Annotated in this window: 20 protein-coding genes; 8 read left to right on the top strand and 12 right to left on the bottom strand. The window is 73.1% G+C overall.

The features are described from left to right. Positions 1-54: 54 nt before the first annotated feature. From IO20_RS0107335 to IO20_RS0107290, 10 genes are all read right to left on the bottom strand, one after another. Positions 55-1,332: a coiled-coil domain-containing protein gene (locus tag IO20_RS0107335; RefSeq protein WP_030555659.1), complete on the bottom strand. Its 1,278-nt coding sequence runs from the start codon at positions 1,330-1,332 to the stop codon at positions 55-57. A gap of 72 nt (positions 1,333-1,404) precedes the next feature. Continuing rightward, positions 1,405-2,442, bottom strand: coding sequence for a glutamate ABC transporter substrate-binding protein (locus tag IO20_RS0107330; RefSeq protein ID WP_078946234.1), 1,038 nt, complete (start codon positions 2,440-2,442; stop codon positions 1,405-1,407). 11 nt (positions 2,443-2,453) lie between these two features. Further along, positions 2,454-3,878 carry a hypothetical protein gene (locus tag IO20_RS0107325; RefSeq protein WP_030555654.1) on the bottom strand — a complete coding sequence of 475 codons (1,425 nt, stop codon included), beginning with the start codon at positions 3,876-3,878 and terminating at the stop codon, positions 2,454-2,456. 296 nt (positions 3,879-4,174) lie between these two features. After that, a complete protein-coding gene (locus tag IO20_RS0107320; protein ID WP_030555652.1) occupies positions 4,175-5,149 on the bottom strand; it encodes an N-acetylglucosamine kinase in 975 nt (324 codons plus the stop codon). Next, positions 5,140-6,405 (bottom strand): 6-phospho-beta-glucosidase, encoded by a 1,266-nt coding sequence (locus IO20_RS0107315; protein ID WP_030555650.1) that lies wholly within the window; start codon positions 6,403-6,405, stop codon positions 5,140-5,142. Before IO20_RS0107315 ends, IO20_RS0107320 begins: the two co-directional genes overlap by 10 nt. Positions 6,406-6,412: 7 nt before the next feature. Next, complete coding sequence (locus tag IO20_RS0107310; protein WP_030555648.1) at positions 6,413-7,306, bottom strand: carbohydrate ABC transporter permease; 894 nt, start codon at positions 7,304-7,306, stop codon at positions 6,413-6,415. Positions 7,307-7,309: 3 nt separating this feature from the next. Beyond that, complete coding sequence (locus IO20_RS0107305; RefSeq protein ID WP_037634805.1) at positions 7,310-8,308, bottom strand: carbohydrate ABC transporter permease; 999 nt, start codon at positions 8,306-8,308, stop codon at positions 7,310-7,312. 19 nt (positions 8,309-8,327) lie between these two features. Continuing rightward, positions 8,328-9,665 (bottom strand): ABC transporter substrate-binding protein, encoded by a 1,338-nt coding sequence (locus IO20_RS0107300; protein ID WP_030555644.1) that lies wholly within the window; start codon positions 9,663-9,665, stop codon positions 8,328-8,330. Between the two features lie 102 nt (positions 9,666-9,767). After that, the gene (locus tag IO20_RS0107295; RefSeq protein ID WP_030555642.1) at positions 9,768-10,982 is read right to left on the bottom strand and encodes an ROK family transcriptional regulator; all 1,215 of its coding nucleotides are present in this window, start codon (positions 10,980-10,982) and stop codon (positions 9,768-9,770) included. Positions 10,983-11,156: 174 nt separating this feature from the next. Further along, positions 11,157-12,251, bottom strand: a complete 1,095-nt coding sequence (locus tag IO20_RS0107290) for a mechanosensitive ion channel family protein (protein WP_051874891.1) — start codon at positions 12,249-12,251, stop codon at positions 11,157-11,159. Positions 12,252-12,500: 249 nt separating this feature from the next. Here IO20_RS0107290 and IO20_RS0107285 point away from each other — a divergent pair, with 249 nt between their 5' ends. Continuing rightward, positions 12,501-13,064, top strand: coding sequence for an HNH endonuclease (locus tag IO20_RS0107285; RefSeq protein ID WP_030555638.1), 564 nt, complete (start codon positions 12,501-12,503; stop codon positions 13,062-13,064). A gap of 96 nt (positions 13,065-13,160) precedes the next feature. Here the strand turns inward: IO20_RS0107285 and IO20_RS0107280 are convergent, their stop codons facing one another. Then, positions 13,161-16,313, bottom strand: a complete 3,153-nt coding sequence (locus IO20_RS0107280) for a glycoside hydrolase family 84 protein (RefSeq protein WP_037634803.1) — start codon at positions 16,311-16,313, stop codon at positions 13,161-13,163. 262 nt (positions 16,314-16,575) lie between these two features. Between IO20_RS0107280 and IO20_RS36300 the strand changes: the two genes are divergently transcribed. Genes IO20_RS36300 through IO20_RS0107265 form a run of 3 tightly spaced genes read left to right on the top strand, consistent with a single transcriptional unit; the run spans position 16,576 to position 19,203 of the window. Next, positions 16,576-16,821, top strand: coding sequence for a hypothetical protein (locus IO20_RS36300; protein ID WP_030555635.1), 246 nt, complete (start codon positions 16,576-16,578; stop codon positions 16,819-16,821). 1 nt (position 16,822) lies between these two features. Then, the gene (gene malQ, locus IO20_RS0107270) at positions 16,823-18,955 is read left to right on the top strand and encodes a 4-alpha-glucanotransferase (protein ID WP_030555632.1); all 2,133 of its coding nucleotides are present in this window, start codon (positions 16,823-16,825) and stop codon (positions 18,953-18,955) included. 20 nt (positions 18,956-18,975) lie between these two features. Next, a complete protein-coding gene (locus IO20_RS0107265) occupies positions 18,976-19,203 on the top strand; it encodes a hypothetical protein (RefSeq protein WP_030219499.1) in 228 nt (75 codons plus the stop codon). Between the two features lie 75 nt (positions 19,204-19,278). Here the strand turns inward: IO20_RS0107265 and IO20_RS0107260 are convergent, their stop codons facing one another. Beyond that, entirely contained in the window at positions 19,279-19,785 is a 507-nt protein-coding gene (locus IO20_RS0107260) for a MarR family winged helix-turn-helix transcriptional regulator (protein ID WP_030555630.1), read from the bottom strand. 151 nt (positions 19,786-19,936) lie between these two features. Here IO20_RS0107260 and IO20_RS0107255 point away from each other — a divergent pair, with 151 nt between their 5' ends. From IO20_RS0107255 to alc, 4 genes are read left to right on the top strand one after another with little or no spacing between them, the layout of a single operon-like run. After that, positions 19,937-20,884 (top strand): EamA family transporter, encoded by a 948-nt coding sequence (locus IO20_RS0107255; RefSeq protein WP_030555628.1) that lies wholly within the window; start codon positions 19,937-19,939, stop codon positions 20,882-20,884. A gap of 5 nt (positions 20,885-20,889) precedes the next feature. Further along, positions 20,890-21,873, top strand: coding sequence for a DMT family transporter (locus IO20_RS0107250; protein ID WP_030555625.1), 984 nt, complete (start codon positions 20,890-20,892; stop codon positions 21,871-21,873). Between the two features lie 10 nt (positions 21,874-21,883). Further along, positions 21,884-22,810, top strand: a complete 927-nt coding sequence (locus IO20_RS0107245) for a LysR family transcriptional regulator (RefSeq protein ID WP_030555623.1) — start codon at positions 21,884-21,886, stop codon at positions 22,808-22,810. Between the two features lie 58 nt (positions 22,811-22,868). Further along, positions 22,869-24,083, top strand: a complete 1,215-nt coding sequence (gene alc, locus IO20_RS0107240) for an allantoicase (protein ID WP_245684886.1) — start codon at positions 22,869-22,871, stop codon at positions 24,081-24,083. Positions 24,084-24,154 lie beyond the last annotated feature (71 nt).

The raw sequence follows: 24,154 nt of genomic DNA, 5'->3' as shown, positions 1-24,154 counted from the left end.
CGTACGATCCCTCGCACGAAGGACGCTGACAGCTCCCCACGCCCGTCTCCCCGCTCACCACTGTCGTCCTCCCGCGTCTCTCGGGCCGGACAGTACGTCCGCCGCCGCCTGCTGGTAGCGCAGCACGGCCTGTTCCGCCACGCGCAGATCGCAGGGCGCGCTCCACAGCATCCTGCGGGCCGCGTCGTACCGCTCCACGAGCAGCGGGTCCTCCGCCGCGCCGAGGCGCGCCACCTTCGCCTTGTACGCGTCGAGCCGGCCGCGCAGCTCGGCCCGGACCGCGAGCGGCGCCGTGACCGCGGTCAGCGACTCCCGGGCCCGCAGCAGTTCGTCCTCCGCCTCCCGCTCCAGGGACTCCAGGAGCGGCGAGAGCCGGTGCCACTGGGCGTGCCTGCGGTACTCCGCGGCGGCGGCCAGCCGTTCCTGGAGCACCAGGGACGGCCCGCTGACGGCCGGCACCTCCGAGGCGGCGATCTTCGCGAGGACCTCGCCGCGCGCGGCCCGCGCCTCCGCGAGCGTACGGTCCGCCCGCGAGAGCACGTCCCGCACCCGCAGGAGCCGGTCCTCCGAGTCCTGCCGGACCGCGAGCACCGCCTCGATCTCGCGCCGGATGTCCTCCAGGGCCAGGGCGGCCCTGTCGTACCGCACGGTGTCGGGCCGGCCCCCGCCGGGCGCCGAACTGCCGACGGCGGGACGCCAGAAGGCCAGCGGATCGGTCACCACCTGGGTGCGCAGCAGGGTCAGCTCGGCCGTGATCTCCTCGAGCTCGTCCCCGGCCGGGTGCTCCCCGGGCCGCACGCCCACCGAGTGGGCGAGCGAGCGCGTCCGGCCCAGCTCGGCCGCCAGCAGGTCTATCCGGGCGGGCAGCGCCGACCAGACGGCGTCCGCGGTGACCACCAGGTCGAGCGAGGACGCGTACAGCTCGTTCATCCGCCGGACGAGGCCCTCCAGGCTGAACCGCTCGGAGAGCAGCCCCTGCTCACCGGCGCCGCCCGCGACGACGACGCTCTCGCCGCGCAGCCGGTCGGTCAGCTCCACGAGCTCGTCCCGGCCGGGCCAGCGGCGCCGGGCGCGCAGCTCGCGGGCGTCCCGCAGGGCGCCCGTGTACACGTCGAAGCAGGTCCAGAGCAGGGTGATGGTCCGCTCGGCCGCCGCCCAGCGGTCCCGGGTCGTGCCGGTCAGCTCGGCCCCTTCGAGCAGTCTGCGGCCCGCGTGGTCCTGGAGCGCGAGGAGCGAGTCCTCGATCGCCTTGTGCTCGGCGCCGAGCCGCGCCAGCGCACGGTCCACCTCGTCCCGGTCCATCACCGGCCCAGGGGGTCCCGTGACGCCCATCGATCACCTCTTCCGCCGCGCGTACAGGGGCTGCTGCATGCCGTGTTCCCCGGCCGGGTCACGTGGACCGGGTCACTTGTACAGGGGGGCGGGCGGCCCGGTTATCCCGGGCAGGTCCGCCTTGAGCCAGTGCTTGTACGCCTCCTGCCACGGCCCGTTCCGGTAGTTCACCAGGACGTGGTTGACCCGGCGGACCAGGTCGTCGTTGCCGAGTTTCGCGGCCACCCCGTAGAACTCGGTGGTGAACGGCCGGCCCTTCAGCTCGACCGCCGGGTCCTGGGCGGCCTGGCCGGCCGCGAGGGCGTTGTCGGTGACGACGGCGTCGACCTCGCCCAGCTGGAGTCTGGCGAGACAGTCCAGCTGGTTGGGGACGGTCAGCAGGTCCTTGTCGTCCTTGGTGCCGTCGCCCTCGTCCTTGAAGAGCGCGCCGAAGGAGTTCTCCTCCAGGGCCTCGTAGGCGGTGGAGCCCTCTGCGGTGCAGATCCGCTTGCCGCGCAGCGAGGAGTCGTAGCCGGTGACGTCCTTGGCGAGCTTGGGCGCCAGGACCTGCTGTCCGGCCTGGAAGTAGGCGGTGGAGAAGGCGACCTGCTGGATCCGCTTGCAGTTGATCGTCATCGTGCGCACGACGAGGTCGACCTTGCCGCTGTCCAGGGCGGCGATCCGCTGGTTCGTCGGGATCGCCCGGAAGATGACGGCGTTCTCGTCGCCCAGGATGTCCTTGGCTATCGCCCGCGCCAGATCGATGTCGAAGCCCTCCAGGATGCCCTTCTCCGGGTTCCGGTAGCCCCAGCGGAAGCTGGACTGGTCGACTCCGACGATCAGCTTCCCGCGGTCCTTGACGGCCTGGATCGCCGGGCCGTCGGCCGTCGATGGCCGCAGGGACGCCTCCGGATTCTCGCAGGTGTCCGCCTTGACCTGGACCCCGGTGCCGACGCCGGGTCCGGCACCGTGCGTCCCGGGCGCGGCCGCCGCGCCGCCGCCGTCGTGGGCCAGCGGAAGCAGGGTGAGCGAGGCGGTGAGCCCGCAGGCCACGGCCATGGCGGCCACCCCGCCCCAGCCCCGGAACCGCATGGCGGTCCGCCGCACCAGCGGGTACGTGCCGTTCGGCATCCCGCCCCCTCTCACCGGTACTCCGACAGTCTGCGGTTGATGCCGAGCACGGCGCCCGCCGCGCCGAGGATCCCGAGGGCCGCCGCGCCGAGGGGCAGCGCCGTCAGCGCGTCCCTGGCGTTCCCGGCGGAGAGGGTGAACTCGTCCTGCTCGTGGTCGAGGGCCTTGTCCAGGGCCGCGTCGACCTGGTCGAAGGACTGGCCGGTCGTCTCCTTCGGGCCGACGATCCGGCCGAGGGCGCCTTCGAAGTCGCCGGCCTCGTCCTTCGCACGGGCGTCCTTGTGGCGCTTCTGCCACTCGCCGGTGCGGGAGGCGGCCTCGTCGACGGGGGTGCGGCCCTCGTCGTCGTCGGCCCACTCGCGCGCCGTGGCGAGCGCGGTCGTCAGGGCGCCCATGCTCGCCGCGTACTCGGCCTCGTACTTGTCGTTCTTGCCGTCCTCGGTGAGGACGGCGCCCCGGGCGACCAGGGTCAGGTTCTCGTTGGCGCGGGCCGTGAGCGAGCTGATCCGGGCGGTGTTGAGGACCTGGAGGGACTCCTGCCCATGGGTCCGCGCGCTGTCGAGCCCGGCGCGGGCGACCGTGTGCGCGGCGAGGAGCCAGATCATGACGACCACGGTGGCGGCGGTGGCGGCGAGCAGCCCGTGGTTGAAGACCCGGTGCGTCCTGGCGTAGTTGCGGCGCTGGGCCCAGACGAGGACGGCGAGGGTGAGCAGGCCGAGGCCGAGGGAGAGGAACGGCCAGGTGCGGGCCGACTCCTCGTCCTCCTGGAGCCGTACCGTCTCCGCCGCGTACAGCCGCTCGGCGGCGGGCAGCAGGGTGCTGGTCATCTGCTGGTTGGCGTACCGCAGATAGGCCCCGCCCAGCGGGAGGCCCTGCCGGTTGGCGGCCCGCGCGCGCTCGACCAGACCCGTGTAGCGGGGCAGTCCCTCGTTGAGGGTGGCGATCTCGCGGGCCGACTCGCTCGAACCCTCGGTGCTCGCCGCGGCCTTCACGAGGAGCTTGGCTGCGGTGGCGATGTCCAGGTCGTACCGCGCGCGGGAGTCCGCGGGCTCCAGGGTGCCGGCGAGGAAGCCGCTGGCGGCGGTGGTGTCGGCGTCGGCGAGGGAGCGGTAGATCGCGGCGGCGTCGGCCGACAGCGGCTGGCTGCGGCTGACGACGTCGTCGGCGGCGGTGGCCCGGTCGTCGACCTGGAGGGCGGTGACGGCTCCGAACGCGACGACGAGCAGCGCGAGTACGGCCCCGAGGATCTGGAGCCGGCCGGGCTCCGTCGTCGTGGCGACGCGCAGCTTCTCCCGGCCCACGGCCCAGGCCCCGCGTCCCGCGGGCGGGGCGGCGGGCGCGGGCGACGGCTGCGCGGGCACGCCGGCCGGGCGTGCGGGCGCGGGAGCCGTGCTCCGCGCCGCAGAGGCGGCGGGCGCGTTCGGCGGGTGTGTCACTGGACCTCCCCCTCGGTCGCTGACGTCGGCCGGTCCTGCCGGTGCTCCGGTGATCACCGGACCGTTGGACGACCACCCGGCCAGCAGTATGGCCGCAGGGGGCCGTCCGCACACCGGTATTGACTCGATCTTGTTCTTATCGTGCCGTATGTCTCCGGCACATCCCCAGGCGAACCCCCTCACTCTGAATACGCCCCCGGACGGTGATCGGTTCCTGGCCGGGCATCGCTCGAACAGGTGAACGTGGCGGTGGGGCGCCCCTCCGCAGCGGAGAAGCGCCCCACGGCCCACCTCGTTCAGCCCCCGTAGTGCCCCCGTAGCCGGGCCGCCGCCTCAGGGCCCGCCGCCACCTCGTCCAGGGCGAGCAGCCCCGCCCCGAGGACCGGCGGTGCCGTCACGAAGCCGATGACGGCCTTCGGCGCCCGCTCGGCGAGGAGTGCGCGGATCCGCTCCTCCAACTGCGGGTGCCGCGCGGCGAGCACGCTGCCGCCCAGCATCACCGGAGCCTCCTCGTCGAGGAGACCGAGCCGCCCGAGCGCGACCGCCGACAGGGCGACGACCTCCTCGGCGAGCCGGTGCACCAGGGACAGGGCGACCGGGTCGCCGGCCGCGCTCACCCGGAACAGCACGGGCGTCAGCTCGTGCCGCCGCTCGGAGGGCACCCGGCCCAGGTGCAGCGCCTCGATCAGCGCGTACATCGTCTCCAGACCGAAGTGCGCGGGCAGTTCGCGCGCCAGCTCGGTCGGCTCACCGCGCCCGTCCTCGGCGCGCGCCGCGAACCAGAGCGCCTCCTCGGCCAGGCCGCTGCCGCCGCCCCAGTCGCCTGAGATCTTCCCGATCGCGGGGAAGCGCGCGGTCCGCCCGTCCGGGGTCATACCGACGCAGTTGATCCCCGCCCCGCACACCACGGCCACCCCGCGCGGCTCGTCGAGCCCGGCCCGCAGGATCGCGAAGGTGTCGTTGTGCACCCGTACCGACCGGCTCCAGCCCCTGCCGAGGAGTTCGGTCCGCAGCGCGGTCTCCTCGACGGGCAGGTCGGCGTTGGCCAGACAGGCGGTGACGTGGTCGAACGCGGCCGGGACACCGGCCTCTTCGCACGCCCGGCCGACGATCTCCGCGAGCGTGTCGACCGCCGCCGTCACCCCCACCACAGGCGGCTGGAACCCGCCGCCGCGGGCCGCGCCGAGGACGGTGCCGTCCGCGCCGAGGACCGCGACGTCGGTCTTGCTGTTGCCGGCGTCGACGGCGAGGACGATTCCGGTCAGGCCCACGCGAGGTGCTCCCGGTTGTGCGCGATCAGCCGGTCGGTGAGCCCGTCGGCGTACGCGTGCTGCCCCACGAGCGGGTGCGCGAGCAGCGCCTTGAACACCCGGTCGCGTCCACCGCGCAGCGCCGCTTCGAGGGCCAGGTCCTCGTAGGCGGTGACGTTCGCGATCAGACCGGCGTACAGCGGGTCCACCGGCGCGACCGGCAGCGGGGTGGCGCCGTGCGCGCCGACCGCGGCCTGCGTCTCGATGACCGCGTCGTCCGGCAGGAACGGCAGCGTGCCGTTGTTGTACGTGTTCACCACTTGGTACGGCGAACCGCCCCCGCCCAGCAGGGACGCCGCCAGGTCCACGGCCGCCTCCGAGTAGAAGGCGCCGCCGCGCTTGGCGAGCAGGGCCGGCTTCTCGTCGAGCGCCGGATCCCCGTACATCTCCAGGAGCTCCTTCTCCATCGCGGCGACCTCGGCGGCCCGCGAGGGCTTCGAGCCGAGCTCCCGCACCACCTCGTCGTGCGCGTAGAAGTACCGCAGGTAGTACGAGGGGACCACGCCGAGCCGGTCGAGGACCGGGCGCGGCAGACGGAGGTCGTCGGCGACGGCGTCGCCGTGCTCGGCGAGCAGCCGGGGCAGTACGTTCTCGCCCTCGGGTCCCCCGATCCGTACGGCGCGCTCCCAGGTCAGGTGGTTGAGCCCGACGTGGTCGAGGTGGATCTCGGACGGCGCCACGTCGAGGAGCTTCGCGAACCTCCGCTGGAAGCCGATGGCGACGTTGCACAGGCCGACGGCCTTGTGCCCTGCCTGGAGCAACGCGCGGGTGACGATGCCGACGGGGTTGGTGAAGTCGATGATCCAGGCGTCCGGGTTGGTGCGCCGGACCCGCTCGGCGATGTCCAGGACGACCGGGACCGTCCGCAGCGCCTTGGCGAGGCCGCCGGCGCCGGTGGTCTCCTGCCCGACGCAGCCGCACTCCAGCGGCCAGGTCTCGTCCTGCAGGCGGGCGGCCTGTCCGCCGATCCGCAGCTGGAGCAGGACGGCGTCGGCGCCCTCGACCCCGGCGTCGAGGTCGGTGGTGGTGACGATCTTCCCCGCGTGGCCCTGCTTGGCGAAGATGCGCCGGGCCAGGCCGCCGACGAGTTCGAGCCGCTCGGCGGCCGGGTCGACGAGGACGAGTTCGGTGATGGGCAGGGTGTCGCGCAGGCGCGCGAATCCGTCGATGAGTTCGGGGGTGTAGGTGGAACCGCCCCCCACGACAGTGAGCTTCATGGTCGATTCAGCCCTTCACTCCGGTCAGTGTGACTCCCTCGACGAACGCCTTCTGGGCGAAGAAGAACACGAGGATCACGGGGGCCATGACCAGCACGGTCGCGGCCATGGTCAGATTCCAGTCGGTGTGGTGCGCGCCCTTGAAGGACTCCAGGCCGTAACTGAGCGTCCAGGCGGCCGGGTTCTCGGAGGCGTAGATCTGTGGCCCGAAGTAGTCGTTCCAGCAGTAGAAGAACTGGAACAGGGCCACGGCGGCGATGCCCGGCTTCGCCATCGGGAGGACGATCCGGATCAGGGTCCGGAACTCGCCGCAGCCGTCGATCCGCGCGGACTCGATGTACTCGTTCGGGATGGTCAGCAGGAACTGGCGCAGCAGGAAGATCGCGAAGGCGTCGCCGAAGGCCATCGGGATGATCAGCGGCCACAACGTGCCGGAGAGGTCCATCTGCTTCGCCCAGAACAGGTACATCGGGATGATGACGACCTGCGGCGGCAGCATCATCATCGAGATCACGAGCAGCAGCGACAGGTGCCGGCCGCGGAAGCGGAACTTGGCCAGCGCGTACGCCACGGGGACCGAGGACACCACGACGAGCGCGGTGCCGAGCCCGGCGTACAGCAGGGAGTTCCGCCACCAGGTGAGGAAGCCCTCCGTCCGGAAGACCTTGACGTAGTTGTCCCAGTGCCAGGAGTTCGGCGTCAGGTCCCGGGTGAGTGCCTGCTGGTCGCTCATCAGGGAGGTGAGGAAGACGAAGACGAACGGCAGCACGAAGAAGAGCGCCGCGGCGATGCCGAGCGAGTGCACGGCGATCCAGTGCAGCAGCGCCTTGCGGCGGGCGGTCCTCTCGGCGGGGCTCGGCGCGGTCCCGGCGGCACGGTCGCGTACGGATGTGGTCGTCATGGTTCAGTCACCCGAGCCGATCAGGCCGCCACGCCGGCGCATGAGGAGCGCGGTGAAGGCCATGGAGAGGGCGAAGAGCACGAGGGCCACCACGCACGCCGCGCCGTAGTTGAACTGGCTGAAGCCGAGGCTGTAGACGAGCTGCGGCAGGGTGAGCGTGGAGTCGTCCGGATAGCCGGGCTGGAAGGCCGCTCCGGAGCCGCCCATCTTCCCCGAGGCGACCTTGGCGGCCACGATCGGCTGGGTGTAGTACTGCATCGCGCCGATGATCCCGGTGACGACCGCGAAGAGCACGATCGGCGAGATGTTCGGCAGGGTGATGTAGCGGAACCGCTGCCAGCCGGACGCGCCGTCCAGCTCGGCCGCCTCGTACTGCTCCTTCGGTACGTCGAGGAGCGCGGCCATGAAGATGACCATGAGGTCGCCGACGCCCCACACGGCGAGGACGGTGAGGGCCGGCTTGGCCCAGTCCGCGTCGTTGAACCAGGACGGGGCGGGGATGCCGACCGCCTCCAGGAGCGAGTTGACCGGCCCGGTCCCGGGGTTGAGCAGGAAGACGAAGGCCAGCGTGGCGGCCACCGGCGGCGCCAGGTACGGCAGGTAGAAGAGGGTGCGGAAGATTCCGGCGCCCGTCTTGATCTTGGTGATGAGGAGGCCGATGCCGAGGCCGAAGAGCACCCGGCAGGAGACCATCACGGCGGCCAGCCAGAGCGTGTTCTGCATCGCGGGCCAGAACTTCGGCAGGTCGGAGAAGACGTACGTCCAGTTCTCCACGCCCCGCCAGGTCGGCGGGTTGAGGCCGTCGTACCGCATGAACGAGAAGTACAGCGTGGAGATCAGCGGATAGGCGAAGAAGAAGCCGAATCCGATCAGCCAGGGCGACATGAACAGCGCGGTGCGCAGCGCGTTGCGCCGGCGCTTCGACCGCAGGGTGTTCCGTCCCTCCGGGGAGGCGGCGGCCGGGGCCGTCGCCTCCTTCGCGGGCAGGGTGTCCGTGCTCATGGGGGTGTCGTCCCGGCCGTCACTTCGCCGCGGCGATGTCGCGGTCGATCTGGGCCGCCGTGTCGGCGAGGCCCTTCTTCAGGTCCGTGACCTGGCCCTTCTCGTACTTGTGGGCGAGGTCGGAGAGGGTCTCCTGGTAGGTGGCGCCGTTCACCGCGCCGGCCATGGTGGTCGACTCGGGGTGCTGGGCGATGTCCAGGAAGGTCTTGAAGTGGTCGTCGAACTTCAGGTTCGGCGACTTCAGCGCCTCCAGGGTGGAGGGGACGTTGCCGATGTCGTTGGCGAAGTTCACGACGGCGTCGGTGTCCGTGGTCATGTACTTGACCAGCTCCCAGGCCGCGTTCTGCTTCTTGCTCTGCGGGGCGATGCCCATGATGGTGCCGGAGAGGTAGCCCTTGCCGTACTCGGAGACCTCGTCGTCGGCGACGGGCATCGGCGCGACGCCGACCTCGAAGCCGACCTTGGCCTCCTTGAGGAAGTTCAGCCGCCACTCGCCGTCCAGCTGCATGGCGACCTGGCCGGTGTGGAAGGGGTGCTTGGCACCCCACTCGTCACCGAAGGTCGTGCGGTACTTGTCGAGCTTCTTGAAGCCGCCCAGGGCGTCCACCAGGGACTTCTGGTAGGTCATCATCTCGGCGAAGGCCGGGTCCTTGGCGACGTTCGACTTGCCGTTCTCGTCGAAGTACGTGTGGTCCCACTGCGACATGTAGTGCTCGACGACGGTCTCGTAGCCGAGGTAGTTCGGCATGAAGCCGAGCTGCTCGTACGAGTCGCCCTTGGCCTTGGTGAGTTTCTTGGCGACCTCGGTGAACTCGGACCAGGTCTTCGGGGCCTCCTTGATGCCGGCCTTCTCGAAGGCGTCCTTGTTGTAGTAGAGGCCGTAGGCGTCGGAGAGCAGCGGCATGGTGCAGCGCTTGCCCTCGAACTGGGTGTACTCCTGGAGGACCTTCGGGAACGTCTTGTCGAGGTCCAGCTTGGACTTCTCGATGAAGGGCTTGAGGTCCGCGAGGGCGCCCGAGGCGCAGAACTTGCCGACGTTCGAGGTGGTGAAGGAGGAGACGACGTCCGGCCCGTTCGAACCGCCCGCGCGCAGCGCCTGGCCCAGCTTGTCGTCGTTGATGTCGCCGACGAGCTTCACCTTGATGTTCGGGTGGGCCTTCTCGAAGCGGGCGACGTTGTCCTTGATCGCCTTGACCTCGGCGGGCGCCGACCAGCCGTGCCAGAAGGTGATGGTCGTCTCGGCCTTGGGGTCGTCGGAGCCCGCGTTGTTCGCGGAGCCCGTACAGGCGGAGGCGAAGAGGGCGATCGAGGCGGTGGCGGCGAGCGCGGCGGCTGCTCTGCGCGGGCGTACGGGCATGACGGTGTCTCCCTGGGGCGGGTTTCGGGCGTGCGGGGCGGACGTACGGGTCGGGCGTACGTTTCGGGCGAACGTTTCGGGCGAACGGAGGAGCGGGGACGGTCAGCGCGAGGTGTCGAAGACCTCGTCGCGTGTGACGGCGAGGGCGCTTTCGAGGGCGCCGCGCAGGACGGGCCGCACCGGGACGGCGGCGAGGACGAGCCGTGGCCGGGAGGCCGCGAGGTCGGCGAGTTCGGACTGCACGCGGGCGCGCAGGGCTTCGCCGCCGGCGACGAGGACGTCACCGGACAGCACGATGAGTTCGGGGTCGAGGACCGCGACGATCGAGGCGAGACCGGTGGCGACGCGCTCGGCGTACCGGTCGAGCAGTTCCGCGTACCGCGGGTCGTCGCCGTGCGCCTCGGCGGCGTGCGCGAGCAGCCGCGACGCCACCGGTACGTACGGCTGCTCGGGCGTCTCGATCCCGGCGGCGCGGGCGATCCGGGGCACGGACTGGACGCCCGCGAGCTCCTGGTAGCCGCCGGAGTTGGCCTTGGTGACCTGGCGGACGAGCGGGGTGCCGGGCACGGGCAGGAAGCCGACCTCGCCGGCGCCGCCGGTGAAGCCGCGGTGCAGCCGCCCGCCGAGGACGACGGCGGCGCCGAGGCCCTCCTCGTTCCACAGCAGGACGAAGTCGGCGTGGCCGCGGGCGGCGCCGACGCGCTGCTCGGCGACGGCGACGAGATTGACGTCGTTCTCGTACTCGAACGGCATGGGCAGCTCGGCGGCCAGCTCGTCCAGGAGCGTGGGGGAGTGCCAGCCGGGCAGGTGGGCGGCGTACCGCAGGCGCCCGGTGGCCGGGTCGAAGGCGCCGGGGGTGCCGATGACCAGACGCCGGACGTCCGCGCGGGTGATCCCGGCCGCTTTGACGGCCCCGTCGAGGGCCTCGGTGACCTGGCGGACGACGCCGGAGGCGCCGCGGCCGGGGGTGCGGAGCTCGTACTCGCCGACGATCTCGCCCGTGATGTCGGCGACGGCGGCGTGGATGCGGAACTGGTCGACGTCGAGTCCCGCGGCGTACGCGGCCCGCGCGTTCACCGCGTAGAGCTGGGCGTTGGGCCCCGGCCGGCCTTCGGTGGTGCCGGTGGCGACGACGAGCCCGGCCGCTTCGAGGCGGGCGAGCAGCTGGGACGCGGTCGGCTTGGACAGGCCGGTGAGCTTGCCGATCCTGGTGCGGGAGAGCGGGCCGTGCGCCAGGAGCAGGTCGAGGGCGGCCCTGTCGTTCATGGCGCGCAGGACGCGCGGGGTGCCGGGGGTTCCCGGGGTCGTACCGGCCATGACGGTCGCACCTGCCTTCGAGCATCACTGAGCAATACAGCCCGCACTGTTAGGAAAGTTTCCTATTCGGTGGGAGGAAAATAAGGCGGCCGTCACCGGGGCGTCAAGACCCGGGCACGCGAGACGCCCCCGAAGGCAACCGAAGCGTTACCTGCGGGGGCGTCCTGTGTGCCGCTACTTGTTGAGGTCCGGCTTCGGCAGCGGGGTCGCCGCCGCCGACTGCGGCGAGGTCGCCGAGGCGAACGCCGAAGGCGCCGCCATGCCCGCGGTCGGATCGGCGGCCTGCTCCTCGGCCTGCGCCGGGAGCCCGCCCACGATACGGATGCCGGCCTCGTCCAGACCGCGCTTGATGCGCCAGCGCAGCTCGCGCTCCACACCGAGCGCCTGGCCCGGCATCGTCTTCGCCGAGACCCGGACGGTCATCGAGTCGAGCAGCACCTCGTTCAGGCCGAGGACCTCGACCGGGCCCCAGAGGCGCTCGTTCCACGGCTCCTCCTTGGCCATGGAATTCGCCGCCTCGGTGATCACGGACCGCACCCGCTCCAGGTCCTCCGTCGGCCGGACCGTGACGTCCACGCCGGCCGTCGCCCAGCCCTGGCTGAGATTCCCTATCCGCTTGATCTCGCCGTTGCGCACGTACCAGATCTCGCCGTCCACGCCGCGCAGCTTCGTCACGCGCAGGCCCACCTCGACGACCTCACCGGAGGCCACGCCCGCGTCGACCGAGTCACCGACCCCGTACTGGTCCTCCAGGATCATGAAGACACCCGACAGGAAGTCCGTCACCAGGTTCCGGGCGCCGAAACCGATCGCCACACCGGCCACACCGGCCGAGGCGAGCAGCGGCGCCAGGTCGATCTTGAAGGCGCCGAGGATCATCAGCCCGGCCGTGCCCAGGATCAGGAACGACGCCACCGAACGCAGCACCGAACCGATCGCCTCCGAGCGCTGCCGCCGCCGTTCGGTGTTGACGAGGAGACCGCCGAGGGCCGTCCCCTCCACCGCCTGCGCCGAACGGTTCATCCGCTCGATCAGCTTCGTCAGGGCGCGGCGGACAGCCATCCGGAGCAGCAGTGCGACGACCAGGATCAGAAGGATGCGCAAGCCGGTGTTCAGCCAGGTGGACCAGTTCTCCTCCACCCAGCTCGCCGCACTCGTCGCCGTCTCCGCCGCCTCGTCCAGGGTCGTCGGAAGGGGCTCGGGCTCGGTGGCAGCCGCCAGGGCGGACCAGGACACGGAAGACCTCCAGGCATCGCGTACGCAGGCCATCCACAGTAACGGGGCGCCGGGAGTGGTCCCGTTGCCGTGTTCGAGGGAGAGACGGACCTCACCCGGGAAGACAGAAGGCAGACGGAGAAGTCGGTACAGAGAAGACAGACATGCCGATGTGGTCGAGAACACGCGGGGCCCGTCACCCCGATCCCGTCACGTGGTGGCGTTCCGACCAGGCATGAGGAGAGACTGAGAGCAGTTCGTCCCGGCGCGAGCCACGCGCCGCCGGCGTCATAGGAGGCATCCGTGCCGCATGTCCTGGTCCTCAACGCGTCGTACGAGCCGCTCGGCGTCGTACCGCTCCGCCGCGCACTCGTCCTCGTACTGGAGAACAAGGCTCTCTGCCTCGAGGAATCCGGCGCCTTCCTGCACAGCGAGACCCAAGTCGTCCCCGCGCCCAGCGTGGTGCGGCTGAAACGCTTCGTGCGGGTCCCCTACCGGGGGCCCGTTCCCTTGACCCGCAGGGCCCTCTTCGCCCGTGACGGCGGGCGCTGCATGTACTGCGGGGCGGTCGCCACCAGCGTCGACCACGTCATCCCCCGCAGCCGTGGGGGCACGCACGCCTGGGACAACGTGGTGGCGGCCTGCCGCCGCTGCAACCACGTCAAGGCCGACCGGCACCTGCGCGAGATCGGCTGGCGGCTGCGCCACCAACCGGCCCCGCCGACCGGCCTGGCCTGGCGGATCATCGGGACCGGACACCGGGACCCGCGCTGGCTGCCGTACCTCCAGCCGTACGGTGCCGAGGACGTGATGGCCCGGATCGACTCCGTCGCAGAAGCCCCCGTGCGGGCGCTGACGACGGGTTGAGCCGGGCCTTTCGCGTACGCGGGGGCCGCGCGGGCGCACGCGCGCGCGGGGCCCTTCGCGTACGGGGCCGGCCACGGCCCGGGAGCGGCGTGCCCGTCAGGGGGCGGGCCGCTCCTCCGGCGTGTCCGCGGGCGGGGTCACCGGCTTCTCCGGCGGGTCCTGCGGGGCCACCGCGTAGGTCTCCACCGACCAGAGCGAGTAGCCGTACGGCGTCGCCCGCGTCTCCCCCTGCACCCGCAGGAAGCGCGTGTCCGCCGCGTCCATCCGGACCGACTCCCGGCCGCCCCTGCCCTCGGCGACCGTGGCCGCCGTACGCCAGACGCGCCCGTCGGCCGACACCTGGACCCGGTACCGGGAGGCGTACGCGTCCTGCCAGTGCAGCACCACCTGCCCTATCCGGGCCGGCTCGGGCAGCTCCACCTGCCACCAGGCGCCGTCCTCCGCGGGGGACGACCAGCGGGTGGCCGGATCGCCGTCCGCCGCCGAGGAGGCGGGGAAGTCCGGCGTCTCGTCGCCCGACGACGAGGCCGTCGCCGTCCGCGCCAGGTCCGGGCCGGCCGTCCGCGGGAACGCCCGCACCGTCAGGACCCGCTCCTCGCCCGCGAAGGACACCGGCACCCGGTACGCGCCCGCGGGCGCGTCCGGCGCCACCGACACCTCCAGGGGGACGGTCGTCCGCGCGCCGCGCTCCACCACCGCCTGCTCCGGCAGCCGGACCGTGACGCCCTTCGGGGCCTTCGCCGTCAGCGGTCCGCGCACCTCGCCCGCGCGCCGCCCCGACAGCTCCACGTCCACCCGCTGGGCCGGGCCGCCGATCTCGGCGTCCGTCTCCGCACGGGCCAGGGCGAGGCCCGCCCGCGGCCCGTCCGCGAACCAGGGCACCAGCGACCGCACCTCGGGCGCCGATCCCTCGCCGTCCCACACCACCCGAAGCGCCTCGGCCCGCAGCCCCTTGAGCTCGGTCTGGGTCCACCCGGACGCCGACAACGGGCCGAGCGGCCGCCAGCCCTCTCCCGGGACGTACGCCTCCACGCGCGCGTGGTTCGTGCCCGCGCCCGCGCCCGGCCCACCCGACTCGGCCGGTTCGACCGGTTCGACCGGTTCGGTCATCACCGTCAGGGCCTCCACGGGCCGGGCCCGGTCGAGCCGCACGGTGTACGAGCCGGCGGTGCGGTCGGCGGTGGCCGCCGGGGTGCGGTCGGCGCCCGTCCAGGCCTCGGCCCGGTCCACCGCGCGCGTGAGGAACGGGTCCAGCACGCCCGCGCCGACCGTCACCCGGCTCGCCTTCAGGTCCTTCCGCAGTTGTTCGAGGCGCAGCTGCGCCTTCCAGGCCGCCGCCCCGTCACCGGCCGACTGGGCGAGCAGCATGTCGACCGCCGTCTCGCCCGCCAGGCCGTACCGGGCGAGCTGGTCGAGCCAGGGGCCCGTCTCGTCGTCGAGGGTGCCGCCCGCGGTCGCCGCGAGCCGTCCTGGGGCCTGGCGCATCACGGTGAACGCGGCCCGCAGTTCACGCGCCGCCTTCTCCCCGCCCGCGCCCGCCCCCGCGCCTGTGCCCGTGGCCGTACGGGTGGCCCAGAAGGCCGCCAGGAGCGGCTTCAGGTAGGCCGATTCGCCCGCCGGGTCGAGGACCGAGGAGGCGCCGTTCCCCGCGAGCGCGCGCAGCGCCTCGCGGGCGGCCGGGTCCGGGCCCGCGAGGTCGTCGACGGCCGCCCGCCACGACTCCCGCGGCCGGTAGCCGCGCGGGTTCCAGGCGTAGTCGGCGGTGGTGAAGAGCGGCACGCGGGAGGCCGCGGCCTGTTCCATGGCGTGGGCGAGGAAGGCGGCGGAACCGGCGGCCACGGCCGGCTCCCGCCCGGTGGCCGGGCCGAGGAACAGCCGGTCCTGCGCGTAGTCGTTGACCGGGTAGTTGTCCATGGTGACCAGCGGGTGGCGCAGCGCGCCGCGCGCGCCCGCCAGTTCGCCGCCGGTGATCGTGCGCGGGACGACCCCGACGCCGGTCCACGCCACCCGCACGTCCGCGTCGAGCGTCTCGGCGAGCTTCGCGCGGTAGGCGGTGGCGCCGTCCTGGTAGTACTCCGTCGGCATCACCGTCAGCGGCTCGGCGTCCGGGTGCCGTTCGGCGAGACGGCGGGCGATCGTGTTGGCCACGCGCGCGTGGGCGGCGGCAGCGGCCTCGGGGCCGCGCCCGAAGGTGTCGGCGTCCCGGTCGCAGTGCCACTCGTCGTACGAGGCGTCCTGGAACTGGAGCTGGAAGGAGCGCACCCCGAGCGCCCACATCGCGTCGAGCTTCGCGCTCAGCGCCGTCACGTCGGCGGCCGACGACAGGCACATGGACTGGGCGGGCGCCACGGCCCAGCCGAGCGTCACGTGCCGGGCACGGGCCCGTTCGGCGAGCGCGCGGAACTCGGCCTGCTGGGCGGCCGGGTAGGGCTCGCGCCACTGCACCCCGCGGTAGGGGTCGTCGCCGGGCGCGTACAGATAGCGGTTCTGCTTGGTCCGGCCGAGGAAGTCGATCTGGGCGAGCCGCTGTTCCGCGGTCCAGGGGCGTCCGTAGAAGCCCTCGGTGATCCCGCGCTCGGCCGTTCCCGGCCAGTCGCGGACGACGACCCCGGGGACCTCCCCGCCGGTGCCGAGGAGCTGACGCAGCGTCTGCACGGCGTGGAACAGGCCGTCCTCGCCCACGCCGTCCAGGACGACCGTGTCCCGCCCCTGGAGGCGGCCCGTGGCGAGCCGGTAGCCCCCGCGCGGCAGGTCGACTCGGTCGGGCACGCGCAGGGCGGTCAGCGCCGCCCCTGCGGCCTCGCCGGAGGGCCCCGAGGCCCGGAGGACGGGCCCGCGGCCCGGGAGTCCGGTGTGGACGGTCCGTACGCCGGCGGACCGCAGCAGCTCGCGCAGGGCGGCGAGGGCGTACGGATCGGCGTCGTCGTCCGCGAGCAGGGTCACCTCGTCCCCGAGGCGTACGGAGGGCCCGGCGGCGGTCACGGACTGCGGCCGGGGCCAGACGGCGGGAAGCGAGGCGGCCGGACGGGCGCCTGAGGCGGCCGTCCGCGTCGGCGAGGGGGAGGCGGTCGACGAGGCCACCGGCGGGGCCGGGTTTCCGGGCGCCGACGGGGCGAGCGGTGTCACGGGCGGGCGCGGCGCCTTCGGAGCCGCCTGCGCCGCGCCCGGCATCACCGCGCCGCCGAGGAGGCCGCCGATGACGGCGGCGGCGACGGCCGTCGCGGTGCGCCTGCTGCGCCCGAGGTGCACGGGATCTCCCTTCGGCCGGACCGGCCCGTCAGGGCGGGCCGGCCGCTCCGCCGGTCGGTAACGAGTGGGTCACGAGCCCACCACCCGTCGCACTGAGGTGTCAATGAGGGTGGCCGATGTGTCGCCTTTGCCCGGCGAGCCGTCGGCGAGGTGACGTCACTTCGCCACATTCCGCCGGTAAAACGAGGTGCGGTGGGTAGGGCTCAGTCATTGCCCCAGGTCCCACCTGTCGAGACGAAACCGGGAGACCCCCGTGACCCCCCTGAGCACGACCGCCCACCACCCCGGACGGATACGCATCGCGCAGCGGTCGGCCCCGGCCGGCGAACCGCTCACCGGCGAACCGCTCACCGGCGAGCCACTGACCGGTGAGCCGCTGACCAGCGAGCCGCCGCTCCCCGACGCCGCCCCCCTCACCAGCGAACCGCCCCTGACCGTGGCGGCCCCCCTCACCAGCGAGCCCACCGCCCCCGGCAGCGCGGGCGGCCCGGAGTCCCCCGGAGTGTGAAGTGACCCTGGCCCGTCTCGCCGCCCGTCACGGCGTCGCCACCGCCTACAGCCCCTCCGAAGGCGTCACCGTCCCCGTGCCGGACGCCACCGTGGTCGCCGTCCTCGGCGCCCTCGGCGTGGACGCGGCCACGCCCGAAGCGGTCTCCGCGGCCCTCGACGCGGCGGAACGGGCCGACCGGGAGCGCCTGCTGCCCCCGACCCTGGTCCGGCGCCACGGCGGGGAGCCCGCCCGCCCGCCGGCCGGCCTGCCGCCCGGCACCCTGCTCCGGGTCACCACCGAGGACGGCGCGGTCGTCATCGGCGAGGACTGGGAGCGGCTGCCCCTCGGCGTCCACGCGGTCGAGGCGCAGGCCCCGGACGGCCGCACGGCCACCAGCACCCTCATCGTGAGCCCCGCGCGCGTACCCGGCCCCGAACACCGCGCGTACGGGCTCCTCGTCCAGCTCTACTCCCTGCTCTCGCAGCGCTCCTGGGGGATGGGCGACCTCGGGGACCTCCGGGAACTCGTCACCTGGGCGGGCCGCATCCACGGCGCCGGTTTCGTCCAGGTCAACCCGCTCCACGCGGGCGTGCCCGGGGCGCCGAGCGACCCCTCCCCGTACCGCCCCTCCTCGCGCCGCTTCCCCGACCCCGTCCATCTGCGGATCGAGGAGATCCCCGAGTACGCCCTGGTCGGCCCCGAGCGCCGCGAGGAGCTCGACCGGATCCTCGCCGAGGCCGCCGAGCTGCGCGAACGGGTCCTCGCCAAGGGCGCGGTGATCGACAGGGACGCGGTCTGGGAGGTCAAGCGGCGGGCCCTGGAACTCGTCGTCGAGAGCGTGGAACTCGGCCCCGGGCGGCGCGCCGACTTCCACGACTTCCTCGCCGCGCGGGGTCGCGCCCTGGAGGACCACGCCACCTATCAGGCCCTCGCCGAGCGGTACGGCCACCACTGGCGCGACTGGCCCGAGGAGCTGCGCGACCCGCGCACGGCCGAGGCCGTCGTGCGGGACGACCCCGCCCTGTCCGCCCGGGTCGACTTCCACCTGCGGCTCGCCTGGCTGACCGACCGGCAGCTGGCCGACGCCGCCGCGGCCGCCCGGGAGGCCGGGATGGCGGTCGGGATCGTCCATGACCTCGCGGTCGGCGTCCACCCGGAGGGCTCCGACGCCTGGGCCCAGCAGGAGGCCTTCGCGGCCGGCATGTCGGTCGGCGCCCCGCCCGACGCCTTCAACGCGCGCGGTCAGGACTGGGGCCTGCCGCCCTGGCGCCCGGACGCCCTCGCCGCCGCCGGCTACGCCCCGTACCGCGGACTCCTCCGCGAACTCCTCCGGCACGCGGGAGCGTTGCGCATCGACCACGTGATGGGCCTCTTCCGGCTCTGGTGGGTTCCGCAGGGGCACGAGCCCACCGAGGGCACCTACGTGCGGTACGACGCCGAGGCGATGCTCGCGGTCCTCGTCCTCGAAGCCCATCGCGCGGGCGCCCTCGTCATCGGCGAGGACCTCGGCACGGTCGAACCGGGCGTACGCGAGGAGCTGGCCGGGCGCGGGGTGTTCGGCACGTCCGTGCTCTGGTTCGAGCGGGACTGGGCCGGCACGGGCCGCCCGCTGCCGCAGGACGAATGGCGCGCCGAGTGCGTGGCCACGGCCACCACCCACGACCTGCCGCCGACGGCCGCGCGGCTCTCCGGCGACCACGTCACCCTGCGGCACCGGCTCGGGCTGCTCCCGGGCGACCTGGAGCGCGAGCGGTCGGCGGACGCGGCCGAGACCGCCGAGTGGCTGGGTCTCTTCCAGCGGCTCGGGCTGCTGCCGGAGGGCCCGGGTGACGAGCAGTCGGAGATCAGGGCCGTCCACCGGTTCCTGCTCGGCACGCCGGCCCGCATGGTGGGGGTCTGGCTGCCGGACGCGGTGGGCGACCGCAGACCGCAGAACCTGCCGGGGACGTGGGACCAGTACCCCAACTGGCGGCTGCCGCTCGCGGGCGCGGACGGGCAGCCGCTCACCCTGGAGCAGCTGGCCGCCTCGCCCCGGGCGCACGTCCTGCTGCGCGAGCTGCGGGCCCGTACGGCGGTCGGGAACGTTCGCGCGGGCGTGCCGGCACCCCCTGTGGACGCCCGTACGGCACCCCCGGGCGCGCGGCCGGTTTAGGTGTTCGCTACGTTTGCACCGTGGACAAGAAGAACGCTCTGCGCGCCGGCTCGCTCGCGGCCGGTACGACGCTGATGATGCTGCTCATGTCGTCCCCCGCGCTCGCGCTCACCCGCGACGACGGCGACGACCCGGCCCCCAAGCTGGAGGTCGTCGAGACCCTCGGTCTGTTCGTCGCCGCACCGCTGGTGCTGTTCCTGGTCATCGTCGGCCTGGTGATGGTGCTCGACAAGTCCAAGAAGGCCTGACCGCCTCCTCCTTCTCCTCGCCGAGGGCGCCGCACGGTACGACGTACCGTGCGGCGCCCTCGCGTGCGCTGAGCCCTATGCCGTGGTCGCGAGCAGCTTGCGAAGGAGTCCGGCCAGCTGCGCCGCCTCCTCCTCGCTGAGGGCGGCCTCCAGGGCGGCCCGCTGCTCCGCGAGACCGGCCCCCACGGCCTGGTCCACCAGCTCCTTGCCGCGCTCGCTGAGGGTGACCCGCAGGGCGCGCCGGTCGTTCGGGTCGGGGCTGCGGGTGAGCAGCCCGGCCTTCTCCAGTTTGTCGAGCCGGCCCGTCATCCCGCCGGTGGTGATCATCAGCGTGGCGGTCAGCTCGCGCGGCGAGAGCGTGTACGGCTCGCCGGAACGCCGTAGCGTCGCGAGCACGTCGAACTCCCCGAGCGCCATGCCGTAGGGCGCGTACGCCTTGTCGACCTTGCCGCGCATGGCGTTGGCCAGCCGGTAGATCCGTCCGAAGACCGCCATGGGGACGGTGTCCAGGTCCGGGCGGACGGCGGCCCACTGGTCGGTGATGGCGTCGACGGCGTCGTGGGCGGCGGGCTCCGTAGTCATGGATCCAGTGTTCCCTTCCGGTCACCTCGATGGCAACTAAGCCACTCTCTACTAAGCCACTTGCAAGTAAGTAGCTTAGTGGTAAGTTAATTACCGCCAAGCCAGTCCGGAGTTCCATCTCGGCCGGCACTCCAGAGCAGGGGGAACCGTCATGTCCAAGGCAGCAATCGTCGCGCTCACCGCCCTCGCCCCCATCTCCTGGGGCTCCACCTACTTCGTCACCACGGAGTTCCTGCCGCCCGACCGGCCGCTCTTCACCGGCCTCATGCGCGCCCTGCCCGCCGGGCTCCTGCTCCTGGCGCTCACCCGCAAGCTCCCGCAGGGCGCCTGGTGGTGGAAGTCCGCCGTCCTCGGGGCCCTCAACATCGGCGCCTTCTTCCCGCTGCTCTTCCTCGCCGCCTACCGGCTCCCCGGGGGCGTCGCCGCCGTCGTCGGCTCCGTCGGCCCGCTCTTCGTCGTCGGCCTCGCCGCCCTCTTCCTGGGCGACAGGCCCACCGCAAAGTCGCTGCTCACCGCCGTCGCCGCCGCGTTCGGCGTCAGTCTCGTGGTCCTCAAGGCCGGTGCCGCGCTCGACCTCGTCGGCGTGATCGCCGGGCTGCTCTCCGCCCTCTCGATGTCGGCGGGCGTCGTCTTCACCAAGCGCTGGGGCCGCCCCGAGGGCGTCGGCGCCCTCGCGCTCACCGGCTGGCAGCTCACCGCGGGCGGCCTGGTCATCCTGCCCGTCGCCTTCCTGGTCGAAGGCGCCCCGCCCGCCCTGACCGGCACCCACCTGGCCGGCTACGCCTACCTCGCCCTCGGGAACACCGCGGTCTCCTACTTCCTCTGGTTCCGTGGCATCGAGCGGCTCAGCGCCTCCTCGGTCACCCTCCTCGGTCCGCTCTCGCCCCTCACCGCCGCGATCATCGGCTGGGCGGCGCTTGGCCAGGCCCTCGGTCCGGTCCAGGTGCTCGGCATGGTGATCGCCTTCGCCGCCACGCTGACGGGCCAGCTGGGCCCCCGTACCCCGAAGAAGTCCGGTCAGGTCACACCGTTCAGCTCAGCTGAACGGAAGGTCCAGGAAGTTTCGATGGACCTGGAGGTTTCGGGAGTGCGACGGTAGGCCGCATGAGCCTGATCACCGCACGCCACCCGACCACTGCGGCCACCGACACCGCCATCATCGCCACCACCGCCACCGAGAGGCCGGCGCCCGCGAGGAAGCTCGCACCGGGCGCCGGCCTCGGCGTGCTCCTCGCCCTGCTCGCCACCGTCGTCTGGTCCGGCAGCTTCGTCGCCACCCGGGACATGGCCGACACCGTCCCGCCCGTCCAGGCCGTCTTCTGGCGCTGGATCATCGCGCTGCTCGCCGTCGCGCCCTTCGCCGTCCGCCCCTTCCTGCGGCAGTGGCGGACGATCCGCAGCCACCTCGGCTTCGTCGCCCTCGCCTCCCTCTTCGGCGTCGCCCTCTACAACACCCTCGTGCACCAGGCCGGACTGACCACCTCCGCCACCAACATGGGCATGATCATGGCCGCCTCCCCGGTGCTCATGGCGGTCCACGCCCGGCTCGGCGGCGAACGCCTCGGCGCCCGGCGCGTCCTCGGCATGCTGACCGCCGCCCTCGGAGTGCTGCTGCTCGTCGGAAAGGGCTCGCTCGCCGTGGACTTCACCGCCGGCGACCTGTGGATGTTCGCCGCCGCCCTGTCCTTCGCCACGTACAGCGCCCTGCTCAAGCGCAAGCCCGCCGAGATCGACGGACTCGCCTTCCTCTTCACCACCTTCCTGCTCGGCGCCCTGATGCTCGCCCCCGCGTACGCCGTGTCCCTCGCCGTCCAGGGCGGGTTCACCGTCGGCGTCGCGACCGCGGGCCCCCTGCTGTACGTCGGCGTCTTCTCCTCGGCCGTCGCCTTCTTCGCCTGGAACAAGGCGATCGCCCTCATCGGCGCGGCACGCGCGGGAGTCGTCTACTACCTCCAGCCCGTCTGCGTCGCCCTCCTGTCGTACCCGCTCCTCGGTGAACGCCCCGACGCCCTCGGCGCCGCGTGCACGGCCCTCGTCCTCGGCGGGGTGGCGCTGGCCTCCGCCACCGGCGCGCGCAAGGCCGGATAGGTTGCGCCCCATGACCGAGTGGGACATCAAGAAGCTCCAGATCCTCCGCACCCTCCGCGACCGCGGCACCGTCACCGCGACGGCCGAGGCCCTGCTCATGACCCCCTCGGCCGTGTCGCAGCAGCTCACCAACCTCGCCAAGCAGCTCGGCGTGCGGCTCCTCGAAGCTCAGGGCCGCCGCGTCAGGCTCACCGACGCCGCCCATCTGGTGCTGCGGCACGCCGAGGTGGTCTTCGCCCAGCTGGAGCGCGCCGACGCCGAACTCGACGGCTACCTGCGGGGCGAGGCGGGGCAGGTGCGGGTGGCGGCGTTCCCGACGTCCGTGCCCGCGCTCGTCGTGCCCGCCGTGCGGCAGCTCCGGACCGCGCACCCCGGACTCGACGTCCGCGTCCGGGAGGCCGAGGCGGCGGAGGCGTACGAGCTGCTCACGGCCGGCGAGGTCGACCTGGCGCTGTCCCTCGCCGCCCACGCGCCGACCGCCCGCGACCCCAAGTTCAGCCGGATGCCGCTGCTCGCCGACCCGCTCGACGTCGCGTTGCCCGCCGGGCACCCGCAGGCCGAGGCCCCCGGCCTGCGGCTCGCGGACCTCGCGGCCGAATCCTGGATCTTCGGCGGCTCGGGTCCTTGGTCCGAGATCACCACCGCGGCCTGCGAGGCGGCCGGTTTCGTTCCCGACCAGGCCCACAGCGCCTCGGGCTGGACCGCGATCCTCGCGATGGTCGAGGCGGGCATGGGGGTCGCCCTCGTGCCCCGGATGGCCTCCGCGGAACGCCGGGGCGGCGCGGGCGTCGTCATGCGCGTCCTCGCCGCCGACCAGCCGCGCCGCCATGTCGTCGCGGCGGTGCGGCGCGGGGCGGAGGAGGGCCCGGCGGTGGCACGGGTCCTCGCCGCGCTGCGGCAGGCGGCGGCCGCCCGGGAAACCGTTCAGCAGAGCTGAACATACCCGTCGAAAACATTCGATGGACCGGAGGGAACGGTCGCGGGAGAGTCGGCTCATGAGCAGCCGCGACGAGAACGCAGAGAACGCAAAGAACGCAGGCAACGCAGGCAACGCAGGCAAGGCAGGCAACGCAGGCAACGCAGGGAACGCAGGGAACGCAGAGAACACGGACCCGCACGCCAACGACGCCGCCCCGTACTCCGGCGGCGACCCGTACGCCGACTACCGCACCGGTGACTTCCCCTTCACCGACCTTGTCGACCTCGCCGACCGCCGCCTCGGCGCCGGGGTCGTCGCCGCGAACGACGAGTTCTTCGCCGAGCGGGAGAACCTCCTCGTCCGCGAGCGGGCCGTCTTCGACCCGGAGCACTTCGGCCACAAGGGCAAGATCATGGACGGCTGGGAGACCCGCCGCCGCCGGGGCGCCGACGCGGAGAACGTCTTCCCCGCCCCCGAGGACCACGACTGGGCCGTCGTCCGGCTCGGCGCCCCCGGCGTGATCCGCGGGATCGTCGTCGACACCGCCCACTTCCGCGGCAACTACCCGCAGCGCGTCAGCGTCCAGGCCACCTCCGTGGAGGGCTCGCCCAGCCCCGCCGAGCTGCTCGACGCGAAGTGGGAGGAGCTGGTCCCGCCGACCCCCGTCCGCGGCCACGCCGCCAACGGGTTCACGATCGACGCGGAGCGCCGCTTCACCCACCTCCGGCTCTGCCAGCACCCCGACGGCGGCATCGCCCGCCTCCGCGTCCACGGCGAGGTCGTACCCGACCCCGAGTGGCTGGAGCTGCTCGGCACCCTCGACCTGATCTCCGTGCTCAACGGCGGTTCGTACGAGGACGCCTCGGACAGGTTCTACTCCTCGCCGACCCAGATCATCCTGCCCGGCACCTCCCGCAAGATGGACGACGGCTGGGAGAACCGGCGCCGCCGGGTCCGCGGCACCAACGACTGGGTGCGCTTCCGGCTCGCCGCGCAGGGCGCCGTACGCGCCGTGGAGATCGACACCGCCTACCTCAAGGGCAACTCGGCCGGCTGGATCGCCCTCCAGGGCCGCAACGGCGAGTCCGGCGAATGGTTCGAGATCATCCCCAGGACCAGGCTCCAGCCCGACACCCTCCACCGCTTCAAGCTCCCCGCCCGGGCCGTCGTCACCCACGTCCGCCTCGACGCTTTCCCCGACGGCGGCGTCGCCCGGATGCGGCTGCACGGCACGCTGACGGAGCAGGGCGCCGCCGACCTGCGCGCCCGGTTCACGGCGCTCGGCGGCTGACCCCCGAATACCTCCGCCCGGCGGCAGCGGCAGCGCGCCGACGCCCGCCCGCCGGGCGGACTCCAAGCGCG

It is taken from the genome of Streptomyces exfoliatus (genome assembly GCF_000725545.1).
Classification (GTDB): domain Bacteria; phylum Actinomycetota; class Actinomycetes; order Streptomycetales; family Streptomycetaceae; genus Streptomyces; species Streptomyces exfoliatus.
Note: the sequence above shows the minus strand (reverse complement) of the source record. Positions and strands in the feature narration are given on the sequence as shown.

Bases quoted from the DNA above. Each gene is read 5' to 3' on its own strand.
- IO20_RS0107245 (WP_030555623.1), top strand. From the start codon at position 21,884: ATGACCGAGTGGGACATCAAGAAGCTCCAGATCCTCCGCACCCTCCGC.
- IO20_RS0107310 (WP_030555648.1), bottom strand. From the start codon at position 7,306: ATGACGACCACATCCGTACGCGACCGTGCCGCCGGGACCGCGCCGAGC.
- IO20_RS0107335 (WP_030555659.1), bottom strand. From the start codon at position 1,332: ATGGGCGTCACGGGACCCCCTGGGCCGGTGATGGACCGGGACGAGGTG.
- IO20_RS0107315 (WP_030555650.1), bottom strand. From the start codon at position 6,405: ATGAAGCTCACTGTCGTGGGGGGCGGTTCCACCTACACCCCCGAACTC.
- IO20_RS0107255 (WP_030555628.1), top strand. From the start codon at position 19,937: ATGTCCAAGGCAGCAATCGTCGCGCTCACCGCCCTCGCCCCCATCTCC.
- IO20_RS0107250 (WP_030555625.1), top strand. From the start codon at position 20,890: ATGAGCCTGATCACCGCACGCCACCCGACCACTGCGGCCACCGACACC.
- IO20_RS0107295 (WP_030555642.1), bottom strand. From the start codon at position 10,982: ATGGCCGGTACGACCCCGGGAACCCCCGGCACCCCGCGCGTCCTGCGC.
- IO20_RS0107330 (WP_078946234.1), bottom strand. From the start codon at position 2,442: ATGCCGAACGGCACGTACCCGCTGGTGCGGCGGACCGCCATGCGGTTC.
- IO20_RS0107290 (WP_051874891.1), bottom strand. From the start codon at position 12,251: ATGGCCTGCGTACGCGATGCCTGGAGGTCTTCCGTGTCCTGGTCCGCC.
- alc (WP_245684886.1), top strand. From the start codon at position 22,869: ATGAGCAGCCGCGACGAGAACGCAGAGAACGCAAAGAACGCAGGCAAC.
- IO20_RS0107305 (WP_037634805.1), bottom strand. From the start codon at position 8,308: ATGAGCACGGACACCCTGCCCGCGAAGGAGGCGACGGCCCCGGCCGCC.
- IO20_RS0107300 (WP_030555644.1), bottom strand. From the start codon at position 9,665: ATGCCCGTACGCCCGCGCAGAGCAGCCGCCGCGCTCGCCGCCACCGCC.
- IO20_RS0107260 (WP_030555630.1), bottom strand. From the start codon at position 19,785: ATGACTACGGAGCCCGCCGCCCACGACGCCGTCGACGCCATCACCGAC.